A 15,876-nucleotide genomic window follows, 5' to 3' on the forward strand; every position below is an offset into this window, starting at 1 on the left:
CCTGGCCTCGCCCCGCCCACCCGCCTACCGCGCCCCCCCCCCCCCGGCCCCCGGGGGGGCGGGGGGGGGGGCGGGGCCCGGGGGGGGGCGCCGCGCCCCCCCCCGCCCCGGGAAGTGCGTGCTGCGGTGCGGGAATCCGGCTGCCGAAGGCCGCGGCGCCGGGAACGTGCGATCAGGCGTGCAGGGGCTCGCGGTAGCCGCCGAGCCTGCCGCGGTGGAACACCAGCGGATCACCGCTGCCGGTGGCCATGCCGCGGACCTCGCCGATCACGATGAGGTGGTCGCCGCCTTCGAGCTCCTGCACGGTCCGGCAGTCGATCCAGGCGTGCGCGCCGATGATCTGCGGGCAGCCGTCGGCCGACTCGTGCCAGTCGACCTCGGCGAACTTGTCCTCCTGCTTGCCGGACATCGCGCGGCACACCGCGTCCTGCCCGTCGGTGAGCACGCTGGCGCTGAAGAAGCCGCTCGGGCGGATCTTCGGCCAGCTGCGGGAGCTGGTGGCGACGCTGAAGCACACCAGCGGCGGGTCCAGCGAGAGGGACTGGAAGGTGCCGACCACGAGCCCGGCGGGCGTGCCGCGTTCGTGGTCGCGCCCGGCCACGACGACGACGCCGGTGGGCAGATGTCCCATCACGTCGCGGAACTGGCGCGGCTCGATGATCGAAGTCGACGTTGTCATGGTGGTGCCTCCTCGTCCGGTTCTGGTCAGGGGTGCGTCAGCGCAGGTCGCCGCTGATCTCACGTGCCACGCGAAGGCCGCTCTCGACGGCCCCGTCGATGAAGCCCGCCCACAGCGAGGCGACGTCGCCGCCCGCGAAGTGGAGGACGCCCTCGGGGCGCCGCTGGGCTTCGAAGTACTGGGTGAGCTGGTTCGGCCGCTGCATCAGCCAGGTCTCCCTGGAATGCGGGTCGGCCATCCAGTCGTGCCCGGAGACTTCGAGCACTTCGAGGTCGTCGCGCCACGCGCGCAGCGCGGCGCGCACGGCGTCGATGTCGTTCGGGGAGATGCGCTCCGAGTCGGCGCCGAAGGCCACCAGCACCGCGTCCTCCTCGCCGTTGAACTCGGTGCGCACCACCGACAGCGGGTGCTCGGCCGAGGAGTAGGCGAAGAACGGGCGGATCGGACCGCGGACCCGGATCCAGGCCTTCACGCCCCGCGACGCGGTCCGCTCCTCGGTCGCGGCGCGCTTCTCGACGCACAGCGCGGGGGAGACGTCCAGTTCGCCGAGGATGTTCTGCGGCAGCGTCAGCACCACCCGGCGGGCCCGGAACCGGTCGCCGGCGGCGGTGGTGACGGTGGCGCCGTCGGCGTCGTGCTCGATCCGCCGGACCTCGGTGGAGGTGCGGATGTCGGCGTCGCCGTCGGCGGCGATCGCGGAGACCAGCGCCTTGGTCCCGGCGGCGAGCCGGAACACGGCGGAGGCCTCGTGCATCAGGTGCCAGGACCCGGCGGTGGCGGCCGTCCAGCGCAGCGCGGCGGTGAACGCGCCGTCCTGCAGCGGGGCGTTGAAGTGCCCGACCCAGGCGGCTTCGTTGGCCCGGTACTCCTCGACGGGCAGGTCGAGCTCGTCGAGCTTGTCCTGGACGCTGAACCCGTCGACCTCGGTGATCTCGGCGCCCGCCGCGGGCTGGTCGGGCCGGGGGATGCGCCGCATGGTCTCGTCCAGCAGCCGTCGCATGCCCGGATCGATGAGCCGCATGAACTCGTCGAGGTCGCCGGTGCGCACCTCGTCCCCTGCCAGCCAGTAGGCCTCCTCCGGACGCGGTCCGCGGGTGACCTCCAGCCCGTACCGGCTGACCTCGGCCCACGCGTGCGGCTGCACCCAGTGCAGCCAGGTGCCGCCGATCTCCAGGTCGCGGCCCAGCCGGTGGTCGGTCCACACCCGGCCGCCCAGCCGGTCCCTGGCTTCCAGCACGGTGACCCGCAGTCCGCGTCCGCTGAGCTCGCGGGCCGCGATGAGGCCGGAGACGCCGCCACCGACCACGATGACGTCGGTTTCTTCGGTCACGGTTGTGCACTCCATTCGTCGTCGGTGCCGCGCTCGGTGGGCCGAGCGCTGTGCTGCCGGTGGGTGGGACGGAGCTGCGATGGCGGCACCGGGGTGCGCACCGCGGGACGGACTTCGAGTGTTCGTTCTAGGAACAGAACGTTCAATATATGAACGGAACGAGCGTATTGTGGACCCGCGGATTTCGCCGCGTCAAGACTCGCGTCGAGGGGTTTTTCGGAGGATGTATCGGGAACCTGAGGCTTGACACGATCCGGAGCCGGATGCGAACTACTCCGAATGGGGTGTTCGGTAAGTGAACGAACGGTCCAGATGTGCGGGAGGAGTGACCGCGTCGCGCGAGTGCTCGTCCGCTCGGGGGAGCCGGGCCGCGCCCGGAAAACCGGTTGTCCGCGCCGGTGGTGCCGCTGAAGATGATCCGCGTGGACGACTCGACGAGCCTGCTGGCGGCCTACGACGACCAACTGCGCACCGACGCGGAGATCCCCGGCGCCCTGTCGGTGGCCAGGTGCGGCCCGCTGCGCCTGGCGACCTACGCGGGCGGGCGCGGGTTCGTCACCTACCGGGACCTCGGTGGCGCCGACGCCGGGCAGGTCCGGCGGCTGGTCGCCGACGTCGTCGAGCACTACCGCGCGGGCCCGGCGATCGAGCGCGTCGAGTGGAAGACCCGCGGCCACGACCGCGCCCCCGGCCTGCACGACGCCCTGCTCGCCGCCGGATTCGCGCCGGATGAGCCGGAGACCATCATGATCGGCCCCGTCCGGGCGCTCGTCGCCGACGTGCCGCTGCCCGCGGGCGTCGCGCTGCGCCGGGTGGTGGACGAGCCCGACGTGCGGGCGATGTGCGCGATGGAGGACGAGGTGTTCGGCGAGCCCGTCTCCGCCGCCGCGGTCGATGCGGTGCTGCGCAGGCTCGCGCTCGACGACGGCATGCAGCTGTGGCTCGCCGAGGCCGCCGGGGTCGTCGTGTGCACCGGACGGCTCGAACCCGTGCCCGGCACCGACTTCGCCGGGATCTGGGGCGGCGCCACCCGCGTGGAGTGGCGCGGCCGGGGGATCTACCGGGCGCTCACCGCCGCGCGGGCGCGGGCCGCGCTGGAGCTCGGGAAGTCGTTGGTGCACAGCGACTGCACGGAGTACTCGCGCCCGATCCTGGAACGTTCCGGCCTGCGCGCCGTCTCGACCACCACCCCGTACCGCTGGGTGCGGTGACCGCTCGATCGTCCGGTGCCGGGGGCTCGCGCGGGCTCGCCGGGTGGTGCCGCGCCGGAGGGGGCTGGTGGGCCGTCGCCGCAGGCCGGGGCGGGCGGCGAGTGCGACCCGGTGCGCGTTGTGACGGGCGTCCAAGAGGTCTTGACCGGACGGGCGATCGGGCAGATCCTCCGCAGTATCCGTACGTACACGAACGATGTTGTGGGAAATCGGGGTGGCAGGGCGATGGCGGCACCGGTGGCGATCATCGGCGGCGGGATCGGCGGGCTCACGCTCGCGCTGGCGCTGCGGCGGCGCGGGATGGACGCGGAGGTGCACGAGCAGGCTCCCGAGCTGCGGGAGGTCGGCGCGGCCGTGGCGCTGTCCGCGAACGGCACCCGGGTGCTGCGCGAACTCGGCCTGGGCGAGGGGCTCGCCCGCTGCGGTGCGGTGCCCACCGAGCTGATCTACCGGCGCTGGGACAGCGGCGCCCGGGTGCACGACCACCCGGTCGCCGCCGACTACGAACGCCGCTTCGGCGCCCCCTACTACGGCGTGCACCGCGCCGATCTGCAACGGCTGCTCGCGGCGGAGTGCGGGGACCGGGTCCGGCTCGGCCGCAGGCTGGTCGGGATCTCCGCGGCCGGTTCCGGCCACCGGCTCGAATTCGCCGACGGCTCGGTCACCGAGGCCGAGGTGGTCGTCGGGGCCGACGGCGTGCACTCCGCCGTGCGGCGCTGGGTGACCGGCGAGGCCCCCGCCGCCTACTCGGGAACCAGCGGGTTCCGCGGGCTGGTCCCGGTCGAGCAGCTGCCGTCGCTGCCGGACCCGCAGGCCATCCAGTTCTGGATGGGGCCGGGCGCGCACCTGCTGCACTACCCGATCGGCGATGGCTCGATCGTGAATTTCTTGGCCGTCGTGCACGAACCGGAGCGGTGGTCCGCGCCGGGCTGGACCGAGGACGTGCCGGTGGAGCGGATCCGGGACCGCTTCGCGGACTGGCACCCCGGCGTGCGGGAACTGGTCGAGCGCACCTCGCTGCCGCAGCGCTGGGGGCTGTTCGGGCAGCGGGCGCTGAACCGCTGGTACCGCGGCGGCGCGGTGCTGCTCGGCGACGCGGCGCACGCGATGCTGCCGCACCACGGGCAGGGCGCGAACCAGACCATCGAGGACGCCGTGACGCTCGCCGAATGCCTCCGCGACGGCGACCGCGCCACCGCGCTGCGGCGCTACGCCCGGCTGCGGCGCGCCCGCACCCGCGCGGTGCAGCGCAGCTCCTGGATCGCCTCCGGCCTGCTGCACCTGCCCGACGGTGCGGAAGCGGAGCGGCGCGACCACCAGCTCACCGGCATCGGCACCACGCTGCACTGGATCCACTCGCACGACGCCCGAGCCGCCGCCATTCGCCGGTAGCGCGCACCGCCCGCCCGGCGGCAGGTCGACGCCGGGTTCCGGGAACTCGCGGCGATGCCGCTCGACCGGCGAGGAGCGGGTGGGGACGAGCGGCGCCCCGCCCGCACGTCACGCGCCGAGATGTCCGGCGAGCCACTGCCGCACGTCGGCCCGCGCGGCGTCCGCCATCGGGGTCGGGTGGGCGGTGAAACCGTGCGGTGCGGCGGGGTAGACCCGCAGGTCCACGTCGACACCGGCCGCGGCCAGCCGCGCGGCCATCGCGCGGTTGTCGCCGAGCAGCACGTCCTCCGCGCCGACTACCAGCCGGACCGGCGGCAGGCCGGACAGGTCGGCGTAGATCGGCGACACGTCCGGGTGGGCGCGGTCGGGCACGTGCCCCGCGTAGGCCTCGATGAAGTACTCGTCGGCGATCAGCCGCCCGCTCGGCGTCCGCCCGCTCAGGTCGTAGGTCCCGAATTGGAGGACGGCGCAGCCGAACGCGTCGGTCCCCCGGTCGCGCAGCCGCACGAGGGTGGTCGTCGCCAGCGTCGCGCCCGCGGAGAACCCGCAGATCGCGAGGCGGGTCGTGCCGAACCGCCGGGCGGCGCCTGCCACGAGCCACCGGGCCGCCGCCTCGCAGTCCTCCGGTGCGGCGGGCCAGGGATCCTCCGGTGCGAGCCGGTAGTCGACGCCGACCACCGCGATGCCGAGCGCGTCGGCCAGGTCCTGGTTGCGGATGTCGTGGTCGGCGGCCGAACCCAGGTAGAAGCCGCCGCCGTGGAGGTCGAGCAGCACTCCCGCGGGCGAACCCGCGCGGGGCAGCTGCACCCGGACCGGAACCGAACGCCCGCCGCTCTCCGCGAGTTCGCACCTCGCGGGCGGATCCGACGGTGCGGGAACGGGTGCGGCGGCACGCATCGACCGGAGTTCGTCCGCACCGCGCGGGCCGCGGCCGGGGGAGCGCCGGGCATAGAAGGCTCGCGTCTCGTCGATCAGCGGGGCCAGCCGCGGGTCGAACCGGATCCCGTCGAATCGCACCGCTCGACGCTACCGCCGGGCTCGGCGCCCGCGCCGGGAACCCGGCCGTGCCGGGTGGTGGGGCGGAACGTCAACGGGCGCCGGTGCGCCGCAGGTACCAGGCGACGACCGCGCCGGAGGCGACCAGCAGCCCGATGCCGAACACGAAGAACGTCCAGGCGGGCGTGATCTTGTCCTGCATCCACCCGAAGTTCATCCCGAAGAAGCCGACGAAGAACGACAGTGGCAGGAACACGGTGGCGATCACCGACAGCCGCCGCATGAACTCGTTGAGCCGGGTGGAGACCTCCGCCAGGTACAGGTCCAGCAGGCTCGCCAGCTGCTCCCGGTAGGAGCCGAGCAGCCGCGTCGCCTGGTCCAGGTGGTCGTGCACGTCCCGGATCGAGACCGCCGAACCCTTCCCCCGCAGCGCGGGCACCGCGTCGAGGACGGTGCCGCCCGGCGCGAGCAGGTCCCGCTGCGGCACCACGACCTGCCGCAGCCGGGACAGCTGGCGGCGCAACGCGAAGATCCGCCTGCGGGTGGCCGGGGTGGGTTGCAGCGCGACCGCGTCGTGCAGTTCGTCGATCTCGTCGTCGAACCCCTCCAGCGCGGTCAGCAGGCTGTCGGTGAGCGCGTCCAGCACGGCGTGCACCGCCTCGCCCAAGTGCGCGGGCGGGTTCTCGGACAGGTGGCGGGCCGCGTCGTCCACCGCGGTCAGCCGCACGCGCCGGACGGTGATCAGCGCCTGCTCGGACAGGTGGAGGTGGACCTCGACCAGCGCGGGGTGCCCGTGCTCGCCGGGTTCGGCGCCGAAGAACACCAGCAGCGAACCGTGCTCGTACTCGTCGATCTTGGCGCGCTGGCCGAACTCGTGGCTGTCCTCGATGGCCAGCGCGTGCATGTCGAACAGGGAGCTGACGGTGGCGAGCTCGTCGCCGGTCGGGTCCGTCAGGTCGAGCCAGAAGAACTCGCCGCGCTCGCGCAGCGCCCGCATCCGTTCGACGTCGACCGACCGCAGGATGTCCATCCGCCGACGCTAGCAGCGCGCGGCTCGGGCCGGCCCCGCGCGAGGACCGCCTCCGGGCGGTCGGCTGCTCTACGATCGGCCGATGGCCGAGGAGGAGAGCGGCGAGAGCACGGCGACGGTGCTGCTCGCGCTGGGAGCGAACCTGGCGATCGGGCTGCTCAAGCTGGTGGCGGGCCTGATCACCGGATCCGGGGCGATGCTGGCGGAGGCGGCGCACTCGGCGGCCGACACCACCACGCAGGGCCTGCTGCTGACGGGGCTGCGGCGCTCGTCCCGGCCGGCCGACCGGCGCCACCCGTTCGGCTACGGCAAGGCCCGCTACTTCTGGGCGCTGATCGCCGCCGTGTCGATCTTCGTCTCCGGCGGGGTGTTCGCCATCATCGAAGGGGTGCGCACCGTCGCGAGCGGCGAGTCCGAGCAGACCCTGCCGTGGGTCGCCTACGCGGTGCTCGGCGGCGCGTTCCTGCTGGAGGGCACCTCGTGGCTGCGGGCCGTGCTCCAGGTCCGCGCCGAGGCGAAGGCCGAGGGCACCACCTTCGTGCGCTGGATGCGCGGCAGCGACGATCCGACGGTGGTCACCGTGTTCTTCGAGGACGGGGCGGCGCTGATCGGGCTGTTGCTGGCGTTCGCCGGGGTCGGCCTGCACCAGCTGACCGGCTCCGGGGTGTGGGACGGCGTGGCGTCGCTGCTGATCGGCGTGCTGCTGGCGGGGGTCGCCTACGCGCTCGGCCGCGCCAACATGGGGCTGCTGATCGGCCGCTCGGCGGGCCCGGCGCTGGTGCGCGGTGTGCGCGAGCACCTGGCCGGGCACGAGGGGATCAGCGCCGTCGTGGACCTGATGACGATGATGACCGGCACCGACCGGGTGCTGCTGTGCGCCCGCCTCGACTTCCGGGACAGCCTCAGCGCGGGGGACGTGGAGCGGTTGTGCGTGCGGCTGGACGACGAGCTGCGCGCGCGGTTCCCGGACCTGGACGAGATCTTCCTGGAGCCGGTACCGCGCGAGGACCCGCACGTGCGCGCCCGCAGGCTCGCCCGCTACGGCCTCGACGGGGGCTGATCAGCCCGCGGCCTCCAGCCCGAACTCGGTGCGCACGTCCGCGCGGGAGCAGGTGCTGACGAAGATCTCCCTGCCGTGCGCGGTGATCCGCTGCTCGGTGTGGAATCCGGCGGCGAGCCGGGTCAGCCGGGCTTCGGCCACATCGGACTCCAGCACGACGCGGTCGTGGACCGGGTCGTCGAGGACCAGCTTCACGATGGTGCGCAGGATCGCGGTGGAGAACCCCGGGGTGTCCTCCTCGCCGGGCGCGGACAGCATCCGCACGCCCACCGCGCCCGGTCGCGGGGCCTGCGGGTCGTGCTCGGGGCGGAAGGTCTCGAACAGGAAAGCCGGGATGTCGTCCCGGAATCCGAGGTACAGGCGGCGTTCCGGCTCCACCAGCATCGCTTCGAGCAGCCGCCGCACCCGGGAGACCCGGCCCGGGGAGCGCGGCGTGGTGCGCGGGTCGATCAGCCACCGGTGCAGCAGCGTCACGTCGCTGCGCACGTCGATGGGCCGGATGGCGAGAAAGCCCCAGTTCAGGTCGAAGGTGCTGAACGAGATGTCCTGCGGGGTCCTGCTCCACGCCATGGTGCCTCCGTCGGGTTGCGAGCGGGCCTGCTCGATCGACCGCGCCGTGTTAGTTAGGTTAGCCTAACCATTGTTCCGTTCGGCTGGCAATGCCCCGGCGCGAGCTCGCCGGGCAGCGGGTGCGCGGTGACGCCCCGTTCGAGCGAGCCGTGCGGGCCGCGGCGGCTGGGCGAGGCCCGCTGAACGCGTGAATCCGGGGCGGTGCGGGCGAACCGCGCCTCCGGCGGGCGGCGGCCCCGTAAGCTCCGGATCATGTCGGCGGAGCGGGAGGGCGGCCGTCCGGTGCCCGGCACCGGGCTCGGGTTCACCGTCCTCGGCCCGCTGCGCGCGTGGCGCGGGACGACGGAGCTGGACCTCGGTCCGGTGCGGCAGCAGGCGTTCCTGGTGAGCCTGCTGCTGCGGCCGGACGTGACCACCAGCAGGCAGCGGTTGCTCGACGAGGTCTGGGGCGACGAACCGCCGGGGACGGGCGTGAAGGTCGTGCCCGGTTACGTGTACCGGCTGCGCAAGAGCCTCGGCGGCACCGAGCAGGACCCGGTGATCAGCGCCGACCGGGGTGGCTACCGGTTCCACGGCGCCGGGGTGGGGCTGGATTGGGCGCGACTGGACGACCTCGCCGCCGCGGCGGACCGCGCCCGGCGGGCGGGCGATCCGGAGACCGCGGTGCGGAACTGCTGCGACGCGCTCGCCCTGTTCGACGGCGAGCCCCTGGCCGGGTTGCCCGGCCCGTTCGCGGCGGCCCGGCGGCGCGAGTGGGCGGAGCGCCGCCTCGCGCTCGCCCGGCAGCGGGCGGACTGCCTGCTGGAGCTGGGGCGGCACGCCGAAGCGGTCGGCGAGCTCTCGGCGCTCGCCGTCGCCCACCCCGGCGACGAGGCGCTGGCGGTGCTGCTGATGCGCGCTCTGCACGGCAGCGGCAGGCGGGCGGACGCGCTCGCGGTGTTCACCGTCCTGCGCGAGCGGATGGTGGCCGACCTCGGTGTCGAACCGGGAACGGCGGCGCAGCGGGTGCAGCGGGCCGTGCTGCTCGGCGACGACGCGGCGCTCGCCCCGCGCCGCCGGGCGGTCGCGGCCCGTCCCGCCATCCGCGACGAACTGCCCGCCGATGTGGGTCCGCTGGCCGGCCGGGAGCAGGAGCTGGCGCTGCTGACCGGTGCGGCTGATCCCGGTGCGGTGTCGGTCGCCGCCGTGGACGGCGTCGCCGGTTCGGGCAAGACGGCGCTCGCCGTCACCGCCGACCGGGCGCTGCGCGCGCCCGGCCCGGCCGGCTGCCTGTTCGTGGACCTGCACGGCCACCGCGAGGACCGCGAGGCGCTGCCGCCGGAACGGGTGCTGCGGCGGTTGCTGCGCGCCGTCGGCGTCGACGACAGCGCGATCCCGGACGACGTGGACGAGCTCGCGGCCTCCTGGCGCGCGGCGACGAACCGGTTGCGGCTGCTGGTGGTGCTGGACGACGCGACGAGCGCCGCGCAGGTGCGCCCGCTGCTGCCCGCGGGGCCCGGCAGCCGCGTGCTGGTGACCAGCCGCCGCAGGCTGGCCGGGCTCGACGCGGCGCACCGGGTCTCGCTGGGCCCGCTGGACGACGCGGCGGCGCGCGGGCTGCTCGTCGGCGGCGTCGGCGAACCGCGCGACGAGCGGGAGCGCGCCGCCGTCGCGGAACTGGTGCGGCTGTGCGGAAGGCTGCCGCTGGCGCTGCGCATCGCGGGCGCCCGGCTGCAGAACCGTCCGATGTGGACCGCGGGCGACCTGGTGGCGCGGCTCTCCGACGACGGGGCGCGGCTCGGCGAGCTCACCGCGGGAGACCGCAGCGTCGAAGCCGCGTTCCGGTTGTCCTACCGCAGGATCCCCGTCCCGGAACGCGCCGCCTTCCGCGCCCTCAGCCGCGCGCCCGCGCCGGAGCTGGACTGCATCGCCGTCGCCGCCATGCTGGACCGCACGCCCGCGCAGGCGTTGCGGATGCTGGAGGCCCTCGTCGACGCGAACCTCGTGCAGCAGCCGGTCGCGGGCCGCTACCGGCTGCACGACCTGGTCGCCGTGTTCGCCCGCCGCCTCGCCGCCGACGAGACCGCCGAAACGACCGCGGCCGCCGGGCGGCTGCTGGACCTGTACCTGTCCGCCGCGCGCTGCGCGGGCGAGGTGATCCCGCCGGAGCGCGCCCCGGCCCCGTTCCGCGGGGTGCGGGAGGCCGCGGACTGGCTGGACTCGGCGGGCGACCTGTCCGACGTGGTCGCCTACGCGGTGGCCACCGGACACGTCGACCACGCCTGCTGGATCGCCGAGGCCGTCGTCGACCAGCTGCTGCCGCGCGGCCGGGCCCACGAGTGCCACGACGCGGTGCGGATCGCCCTGGACCACCTCCCGGAGGCCACCGACCAGCGGATGGTGGCCGCGCTGCGCTCCAGCCTCGGCGCCGTGGAGATCGCCCGCTGCCGGTACCCGCAGGCGCTGACCCTGTTCGAGGACGCCGCGGCCACCGCGCGCCGCCGCGGCGAGCGCGGGGAGGAGGCCCGGGCGAAGACCGGGATCGGCATGGCCACCGCGATGTCCGGTGCCCGCGCGGAAGGGCTCGCCGCGCTGGACGAAGCGATCCGGCTCGCCACCGAGCTCGGTGACGACCGGACGGTGGAGCGCGCCGGTTCGGTCATCGGCTACCTGCGGCACCTCGACGGCGAGCACGAGGCGGCGCTGCGGTGGTTCGCCGACCTGCACGCCCTCGGCGAGAAGCTCGGCAGCACCGGGATGATGGGCCGGGCGCTGTGCCACACCGGCAGCGTCCGGCTCGTGGTCGGCGAGGTCGACGCCGCGGCCGAGGCGTTGCGCGCCGCCGCCGACCTGGCCGAGCGGTCCGCCGATCCGGCGCTGCTCACCACCAGCCTCACCCGGCTCGGCTCGGCCGAGCAGGCGCGCGGCGACCTGACCGCCGCGCTCGCCGCCCAGCGGCGCGCCCTGGAGCTGTTCCCGGCGCGCGGGCACGCGTCGATGGAGGTGGAGCTCCGCGACCGGCTCGGCCGGACCTGCCTGCTGGCGGGGCTGCGCGACGAGGCGCGCGAGCACTTCGAGGCGGCGGTGGCGCTCGCCGAGCTCGCCGGGCGCCCGGACGAGCTGGCCGCCGCCCGCGAGGCGCTCCGCTCCTGTTGAGCACCCCTCCGCCGGGCGCTTCATCGAAAATTCATCGCCGCCCCATAGCTTTCCCCTCGTCGCTTTCCACGCACGCCTGGGGGAGATGGAACGGGACATGGCGGACGACGGTGCCGATGAACTGATCAGCACGGCCTCGGACGGGGTGCAGGACCTCGCCGACGCGGCCGTGGCGGTGCTCGCGCAGGCCGGGCCGGCGGGTGTGCTGGCTCAGCCGGTGGTCGAGGCGCTGCGCAACGTGTGGGAGGGCTACTTCGGCTCACCGCTGGCGGAGGGCGGGACGAACTGGAACGCGTACTCGCACCAGGAGCTCTACGACATGCTGTGGCAGGGCGCCGACGTCGGTGACGTCGGCCGGGTCGCCGACGAGTGGCAGCGCCACGGCACCGAGCTCACCGGCCACGCCGACGGGCTCCGCGACCAGCGGGGGGCGCTGGAGCGGAACTGGGACGGGCAGGCGGCCCGGCAGGCCTCCGGTGCGCTCGGCGACCTCGGTGAGCGGACCGGAGCCGCGGGCTCCCGCGCGGGCGCGGTGGGCCGGGCGACCCGGGAAGCGGGGGACGCGCTCGAATCGGCGCGCAACGAGATGCCGCCGCCGGGCGTCGATCCGGTGGCCGCCGGGTCGGCCGGGTCCGCCGCGGGCACCGCGGTCGGCACCGTCGTCGGCGGGGCGCTCGGCGCGGGTGCCGCGGGGGTCGGCGCCGGCCCGGGCGCGATGATGGGCGCCGCCGTCGGCGGCATCGCGGGTGGCGCGGGCAGCGCGTTCCTGGCCAGCGTGGCCGCCGCCGAGCAGAAGGCGCAGGCGGTGCACGTGATGCAGCGCTACGAGCAGTGCCTCGCGGGCAGCAGCCGGAACATCACCTCCGCCTCGGCCGGTGCCGGGGGTGCGGCCGAGGCGGGGGAGGAGCCCGCAGCGACGACCGCGGCGGGGTTCGGCGCGAGCTCGGCGGCGGGCACCGGTGGCGGGTTCGGCGGTGCGTCCGGTGGCGGGGTGCCGTGGGGGAAGCTCGTCGGCGGCGGACCGCTCGACGCGGCGCTGGCACCTGGTGGGCGCGCGGGGATCGGCGGTGTGGCCGGGCGGTTCGGCGGTGCCGCGCTGGGCGCGTCCCCGGCGGGCCGGTCCGGTGGACGCGGCGGCATGGCCCCGGCCGGGGCGGGCGCCCGGGGCCGGGACGAGGAATCCGGCGAGCACCGCAACCGGTTGCCCGTCGTCGACCAGCGGCTCTTCGACGTCGACGAGCCGGTGATGCCCCCGGTGATCGGGGAGTGAGGATCGAGCATGACCACTGGGGACGTTCCGGGCGGCGGTTTCCAGCTGACACCGGAGGAACTGGACGCGCAGGTCGCCGCGCTCGCCGCGATCGGCGGGGACACCGCGGGCCTGCTGCGCACCGCGGGTGAACTGGCGCAGCGGCTGCCGCTGCTCGGCACGGCGCCACCGGCGCTGCACCTGGCGATGCGGTTGCGCGCGGAAGCGGGCGCGACCGGCCTGACCGGGGAGGTCGGTGCCACCGACACCGGCGTCAACGAGTTCCACACCGCGCTGCGCCGGACCGTGACCGGCTACCGGGACCGCGAGGCGGAGGCCAGCCGGGCGCTGCGCGCGGCGGCCGGGGGCGAATCGTGATCGCCACCGCCGAGGGCGTCCGGTTCGGGCTGGTCGAGCTGGACCTGCTCGCCACGCACGCCGGGGTGGCCTGCCCGTTCCCGCTGCAGGTGCCGTCGTTCGGCCGGATCGCGGGCGAGCGGGAGGTGCTGCTGCGCACGGCCGGTCAGACGCTGGAGCTGCGCGGCCTCGCCGACGGTTCCGGTCCCACCGGGGCGGCGGCGGACCTGGCGGACGCGCTGGGTGAGCACCGGGCGGCGATCGACCTGCTGCTCACCGGGCCGGACGGGACCACCGCGGTCGCGGTGCTGTTGCACCGGTCGTGGGCGGCGCTCTGCCTCCGCCCGCTCGGCGATGCGCTGTCCGGCCAGGTGGAGGTGCGTTGGATCGGGCAGGACGACCTGGTCCGCGCCGTGCTGGGGATGCTGCCGAGGCTCGGCGGGGCCCGCACGATGCCGATCACCCTGCCCGCGCGGGCGGTGCACGGGGCGGCCGGGGTGCTCGACGAGGTGGACCGGGACGCCGAACGGCAGCGGCGGCTCCGGGAGCTGGTGCGCGACTGCGGCGGCGATCCCGCGCAGCTCGACCAGCTCGTCCGGGTGCTGCCGGTGGTGACCGGGCGCGGGCAGCTCGGCGCCACCCGGCGCGGCCGGGGCGGCGTGGTCCGGGACGGCACCGAACTGTCCTGGGTGGACGGTCCGGCCGGGCGGCTGCGGATCGGCACCGCGGGCGGCTGGGTGAGCGTCAACCCGTTGCGCCCGCCCGATCTGGAGGTCGCGGTCACCGAGCTGGTGGGCGCCGCCAGGTCGGCCCGCTGAGCGGCCGGCCGCCGCGGGGCCCCGGCCGCCCGAGCTCGGCGCTCCGGTTCACCAGGTGACCGGCAGCTCCTTGAGGCCGTAGATGGCGTGGTCGCTGGCGAACGCCACCTCGTCCTCCGGGATCGCCAGCCGCAGCTGCGGGAACCGCCGCAGCAGCGCGGGGAACGCGATGCGCATCTCCATCCGCGCCAGCGGCGCGCCGATGCAGTGGTGGATGCCGTGCCCGAAGCCGACGTGCGGGCTCGCGGACCGCGTGACGTCCAGCAGCTCAGGGTCGTCGAGCAGTTCCGGGTCCCGGTTGGCGGCGGGCAGGTTGAACGACACGAGGTCACCGCGGCGGATCGTGGCGCCCGCCAGCTCCACGTCCGGGTCGCCATCCGCGGCGAGCCGCTGCCGACGACGCTGAGCCACCGCAGCAGTTCTTCGACGGCGCCCGGCACGCGATCCGGTTCGTCGCGCACGATGCGCAGCTGCTCGGGGTGGCGCAGCAGCGCGAGCGTGCCGAGGCCGAGCATGTTCGAGGTGGTCTCGTGCCCGGCGACGAGCAGCAGGTTCCCGATGCCGATCAGCTCGGCGTTGCTCAGCTCCGCGTCGTGGTCCCGGATGAGCATGCCGAGCAGGTCCTCGCCCGGGTCCTGCCGCGCCCGGGCGACGAGCTCGGTCATGTACGCGAGGGACTGCCGGGACAGCTCGACCTTCTCCTCCTCCGGGAGGGTGGTGTCGAGCTGGCGGTTGGTGCGCTCCTGGAACTCGGGCCGGTCGGTGGGCGGCACGCCGAGCAGTTCGCAGATGACCAGCGAGGGGATCGGCAGCGCGTACTGGGCGACGAGGTCGGCGGGCGGGCCGTGGCGTTCGAGCGCGTCCAGGTGCTCGTCGACGATCTCGACGATGCGCGGTTCGAGGCGGCGCATCCGGCGGACGGTGAACTCGGGGGTGAGCATCCGGCGCAGCCGGGTGTGGTCCGGCGGGTCGAGCGCGAGCAGGTTGCCGCTGCGCTCCCCGGAGAGCTGCCGCGGGTCGCGCCGCGCGCCGTCCAGGTCCTCCGGGCCCCAGCCGTTGCGGAAGGCGTCGGCGTCGCCGAGCATGCGCCGCACGTCGGCGTGCCGGGTGAGCAGCCAGGCGGACGGGCCGAACGGGGTGCGGATCCGGGTGATCCCGTCGCGCGAGCGCAGCGCGGCCACGTCCGGCGCCGGGTCGAAACCGGTGCGGCGCGTGGAGATCGGCTGGTCGTTCGGCGGGGCTGGCTGGCTCACGCGGGCTCCTGGTGGTGGGGTGGCGGTGCCCACGAGACTAATTCAGTCGATTGACTGAAAGCAAGTGCGGCACGCCGCCCCGCCGCGAACGGGTGTCCTCATTGGACGGACCAGCCCCCGTCGGAGGGCAGCAGCACGCCGTTGAGGTTCACCGAATCCTCGCTGAGCAGGAACGCGATCGACGCGGCCACGTGCTCCGGCTCGGCGATGTCCGGCAGCGCCGCCAGCGTCGGCTCGATCCGCTCCCGGCCCAGCGCCGAGTTCATCGCGCCCTCGATGCCCGTCGCCACCCCGCCCGGCGCCACCGAGTTCACCCGGATCCCGTCCGGGCCGTACATGAACGCCGCGCTGCGGGTCAGTCCGACCACCGCGTGCTTCGACGCGGTGTAGGCGGTGCCCGCGGTCGAGCCGCGCAGCGCCGCCTCCGAGGACACGTTGACGATCGAACCCCGCCCGGCGGCGCGCATCAGCGGCAGCACCGCGCGGGTCAGCCGGAACGCGCCGTGCAGGTTGACCTCGAAGACCCGGTGCCACAGCTCGTCGTCCACCTCGTGCAGCGGCACCATCCCGTCGGTGATCCCGGCGATGTTGGCGAGCGCGTCGACCCTGCCGTCCGCGGCGGCCACGATCGCCGCGATCCCGTCCGGGTCGGTGATGTCGGCGCGGACCGGCACCACCTCGTGCTCGGCGTGCTCGGCGAGCAGCGCGTCGAGCCGGCCCGGGTCGACGTCGGCCGCCACGACCCGGCCGCCTTCGCGGGCGACGCGGGAGGCGGTGGCCCGGCCGATGCCGGAGC

Annotated in this window: 15 protein-coding genes; 8 read left to right on the forward strand and 7 right to left on the reverse strand. The window is 75.1% G+C overall.

Annotated features, from left to right (window positions below):
* Window positions 1-172: 172 nt before the first annotated feature.
* Both LCD31_RS09860 and LCD31_RS09865 read right to left on the reverse strand, forming a co-directional pair.
* Window positions 173-679 (reverse strand): flavin reductase family protein, encoded by a 507-nt coding sequence (locus LCD31_RS09860; RefSeq protein ID WP_224957475.1) that lies wholly within the window; start codon window positions 677-679, stop codon window positions 173-175.
* Between the two features lie 37 nt (window positions 680-716).
* Window positions 717-2,192, reverse strand: a complete 1,476-nt coding sequence (locus LCD31_RS09865; protein WP_308011226.1) for an NAD(P)/FAD-dependent oxidoreductase — start codon at window positions 2,190-2,192, stop codon at window positions 717-719.
* 203 nt (window positions 2,193-2,395) lie between these two features.
* Here LCD31_RS09865 and LCD31_RS09870 point away from each other — a divergent pair, with 203 nt between their 5' ends.
* On the forward strand, window positions 2,396-3,220 hold the full coding sequence (locus tag LCD31_RS09870; protein WP_224957476.1) for a GNAT family N-acetyltransferase: 825 nt from the start codon (window positions 2,396-2,398) through the stop codon (window positions 3,218-3,220).
* A 225-nt stretch (window positions 3,221-3,445) separates the two neighbouring features.
* Window positions 3,446-4,612, forward strand: a complete 1,167-nt coding sequence (locus LCD31_RS09875) for an FAD-dependent monooxygenase (protein WP_224957477.1) — start codon at window positions 3,446-3,448, stop codon at window positions 4,610-4,612.
* 108 nt (window positions 4,613-4,720) lie between these two features.
* Here the strand turns inward: LCD31_RS09875 and LCD31_RS09880 are convergent, their stop codons facing one another.
* Both LCD31_RS09880 and LCD31_RS09885 read right to left on the reverse strand, forming a co-directional pair.
* Window positions 4,721-5,629 (reverse strand): alpha/beta hydrolase, encoded by a 909-nt coding sequence (locus LCD31_RS09880; RefSeq protein WP_224957478.1) that lies wholly within the window; start codon window positions 5,627-5,629, stop codon window positions 4,721-4,723.
* 70 nt (window positions 5,630-5,699) lie between these two features.
* Entirely contained in the window at window positions 5,700-6,638 is a 939-nt protein-coding gene (locus LCD31_RS09885) for a magnesium transporter CorA family protein (protein WP_224957479.1), read from the reverse strand.
* Window positions 6,639-6,720: 82 nt separating this feature from the next.
* Between LCD31_RS09885 and LCD31_RS09890 the strand changes: the two genes are divergently transcribed.
* Window positions 6,721-7,698 (forward strand): cation diffusion facilitator family transporter, encoded by a 978-nt coding sequence (locus LCD31_RS09890; protein ID WP_224957480.1) that lies wholly within the window; start codon window positions 6,721-6,723, stop codon window positions 7,696-7,698.
* On the opposite strand, the gene LCD31_RS09895 is transcribed toward LCD31_RS09890, so the two are convergent.
* Window positions 7,699-8,268 (reverse strand): GNAT family N-acetyltransferase, encoded by a 570-nt coding sequence (locus LCD31_RS09895; protein WP_224957481.1) that lies wholly within the window; start codon window positions 8,266-8,268, stop codon window positions 7,699-7,701.
* Window positions 8,269-8,520: 252 nt separating this feature from the next.
* Here LCD31_RS09895 and LCD31_RS09900 point away from each other — a divergent pair, with 252 nt between their 5' ends.
* The 4 genes from LCD31_RS09900 to LCD31_RS09915 all read left to right on the forward strand — a co-directional run bounded on the left by LCD31_RS09900 (window position 8,521) and on the right by LCD31_RS09915 (window position 13,827).
* Entirely contained in the window at window positions 8,521-11,403 is a 2,883-nt protein-coding gene (locus LCD31_RS09900) for a BTAD domain-containing putative transcriptional regulator (RefSeq protein WP_224957482.1), read from the forward strand.
* Window positions 11,404-11,500: 97 nt separating this feature from the next.
* Window positions 11,501-12,673 carry a hypothetical protein gene (locus LCD31_RS09905; RefSeq protein WP_224957489.1) on the forward strand — a complete coding sequence of 391 codons (1,173 nt, stop codon included), beginning with the start codon at window positions 11,501-11,503 and terminating at the stop codon, window positions 12,671-12,673.
* 9 nt (window positions 12,674-12,682) lie between these two features.
* Window positions 12,683-13,030, forward strand: a complete 348-nt coding sequence (locus tag LCD31_RS09910; protein WP_224957483.1) for a hypothetical protein — start codon at window positions 12,683-12,685, stop codon at window positions 13,028-13,030.
* Window positions 13,027-13,827: an ESX secretion-associated protein EspG gene (locus LCD31_RS09915; RefSeq protein ID WP_224957485.1), complete on the forward strand. Its 801-nt coding sequence runs from the start codon at window positions 13,027-13,029 to the stop codon at window positions 13,825-13,827. The genes LCD31_RS09910 and LCD31_RS09915 overlap by 4 nt, the downstream gene beginning before the upstream one ends.
* A 48-nt stretch (window positions 13,828-13,875) precedes the next feature.
* Here the strand turns inward: LCD31_RS09915 and LCD31_RS29515 are convergent, their stop codons facing one another.
* Window positions 13,876-14,238 (reverse strand): cytochrome P450, encoded by a 363-nt coding sequence (locus LCD31_RS29515; RefSeq protein WP_308015835.1) that lies wholly within the window; start codon window positions 14,236-14,238, stop codon window positions 13,876-13,878.
* Between the two features lie 68 nt (window positions 14,239-14,306).
* On the opposite strand from LCD31_RS29515, the gene LCD31_RS29520 reads away from it, so the two are divergent.
* Complete coding sequence (locus LCD31_RS29520) at window positions 14,307-15,134, forward strand: hypothetical protein (protein ID WP_308015836.1); 828 nt, start codon at window positions 14,307-14,309, stop codon at window positions 15,132-15,134.
* Window positions 15,135-15,178: 44 nt separating this feature from the next.
* Here LCD31_RS29520 and LCD31_RS09925 read toward each other — a convergent pair.
* The coding region (locus LCD31_RS09925; RefSeq protein ID WP_224957487.1) for an SDR family NAD(P)-dependent oxidoreductase at window positions 15,179-15,876 on the reverse strand (698 nt) is incomplete at its 5' end.

The organism is Saccharopolyspora sp. 6M, assembly GCF_020176775.1.
Taxonomy (GTDB): domain Bacteria; phylum Actinomycetota; class Actinomycetes; order Mycobacteriales; family Pseudonocardiaceae; genus Saccharopolyspora_C; species Saccharopolyspora_C gregorii.

Coding starts and splice junctions, on each gene's coding strand:
- LCD31_RS09860 (WP_224957475.1), bottom strand. CDS start 679: ATGACAACGTCGACTTCGATCATCGAGCCGCGCCAGTTCCGCGACGTG.
- LCD31_RS09875 (WP_224957477.1), top strand. CDS start 3,446: ATGGCGGCACCGGTGGCGATCATCGGCGGCGGGATCGGCGGGCTCACG.
- LCD31_RS09885 (WP_224957479.1), bottom strand. CDS start 6,638: ATGGACATCCTGCGGTCGGTCGACGTCGAACGGATGCGGGCGCTGCGC.
- LCD31_RS09890 (WP_224957480.1), top strand. CDS start 6,721: ATGGCCGAGGAGGAGAGCGGCGAGAGCACGGCGACGGTGCTGCTCGCG.
- LCD31_RS09895 (WP_224957481.1), bottom strand. CDS start 8,268: ATGGCGTGGAGCAGGACCCCGCAGGACATCTCGTTCAGCACCTTCGAC.
- LCD31_RS09900 (WP_224957482.1), top strand. CDS start 8,521: ATGTCGGCGGAGCGGGAGGGCGGCCGTCCGGTGCCCGGCACCGGGCTC.
- LCD31_RS09905 (WP_224957489.1), top strand. CDS start 11,501: ATGGCGGACGACGGTGCCGATGAACTGATCAGCACGGCCTCGGACGGG.
- LCD31_RS09910 (WP_224957483.1), top strand. CDS start 12,683: ATGACCACTGGGGACGTTCCGGGCGGCGGTTTCCAGCTGACACCGGAG.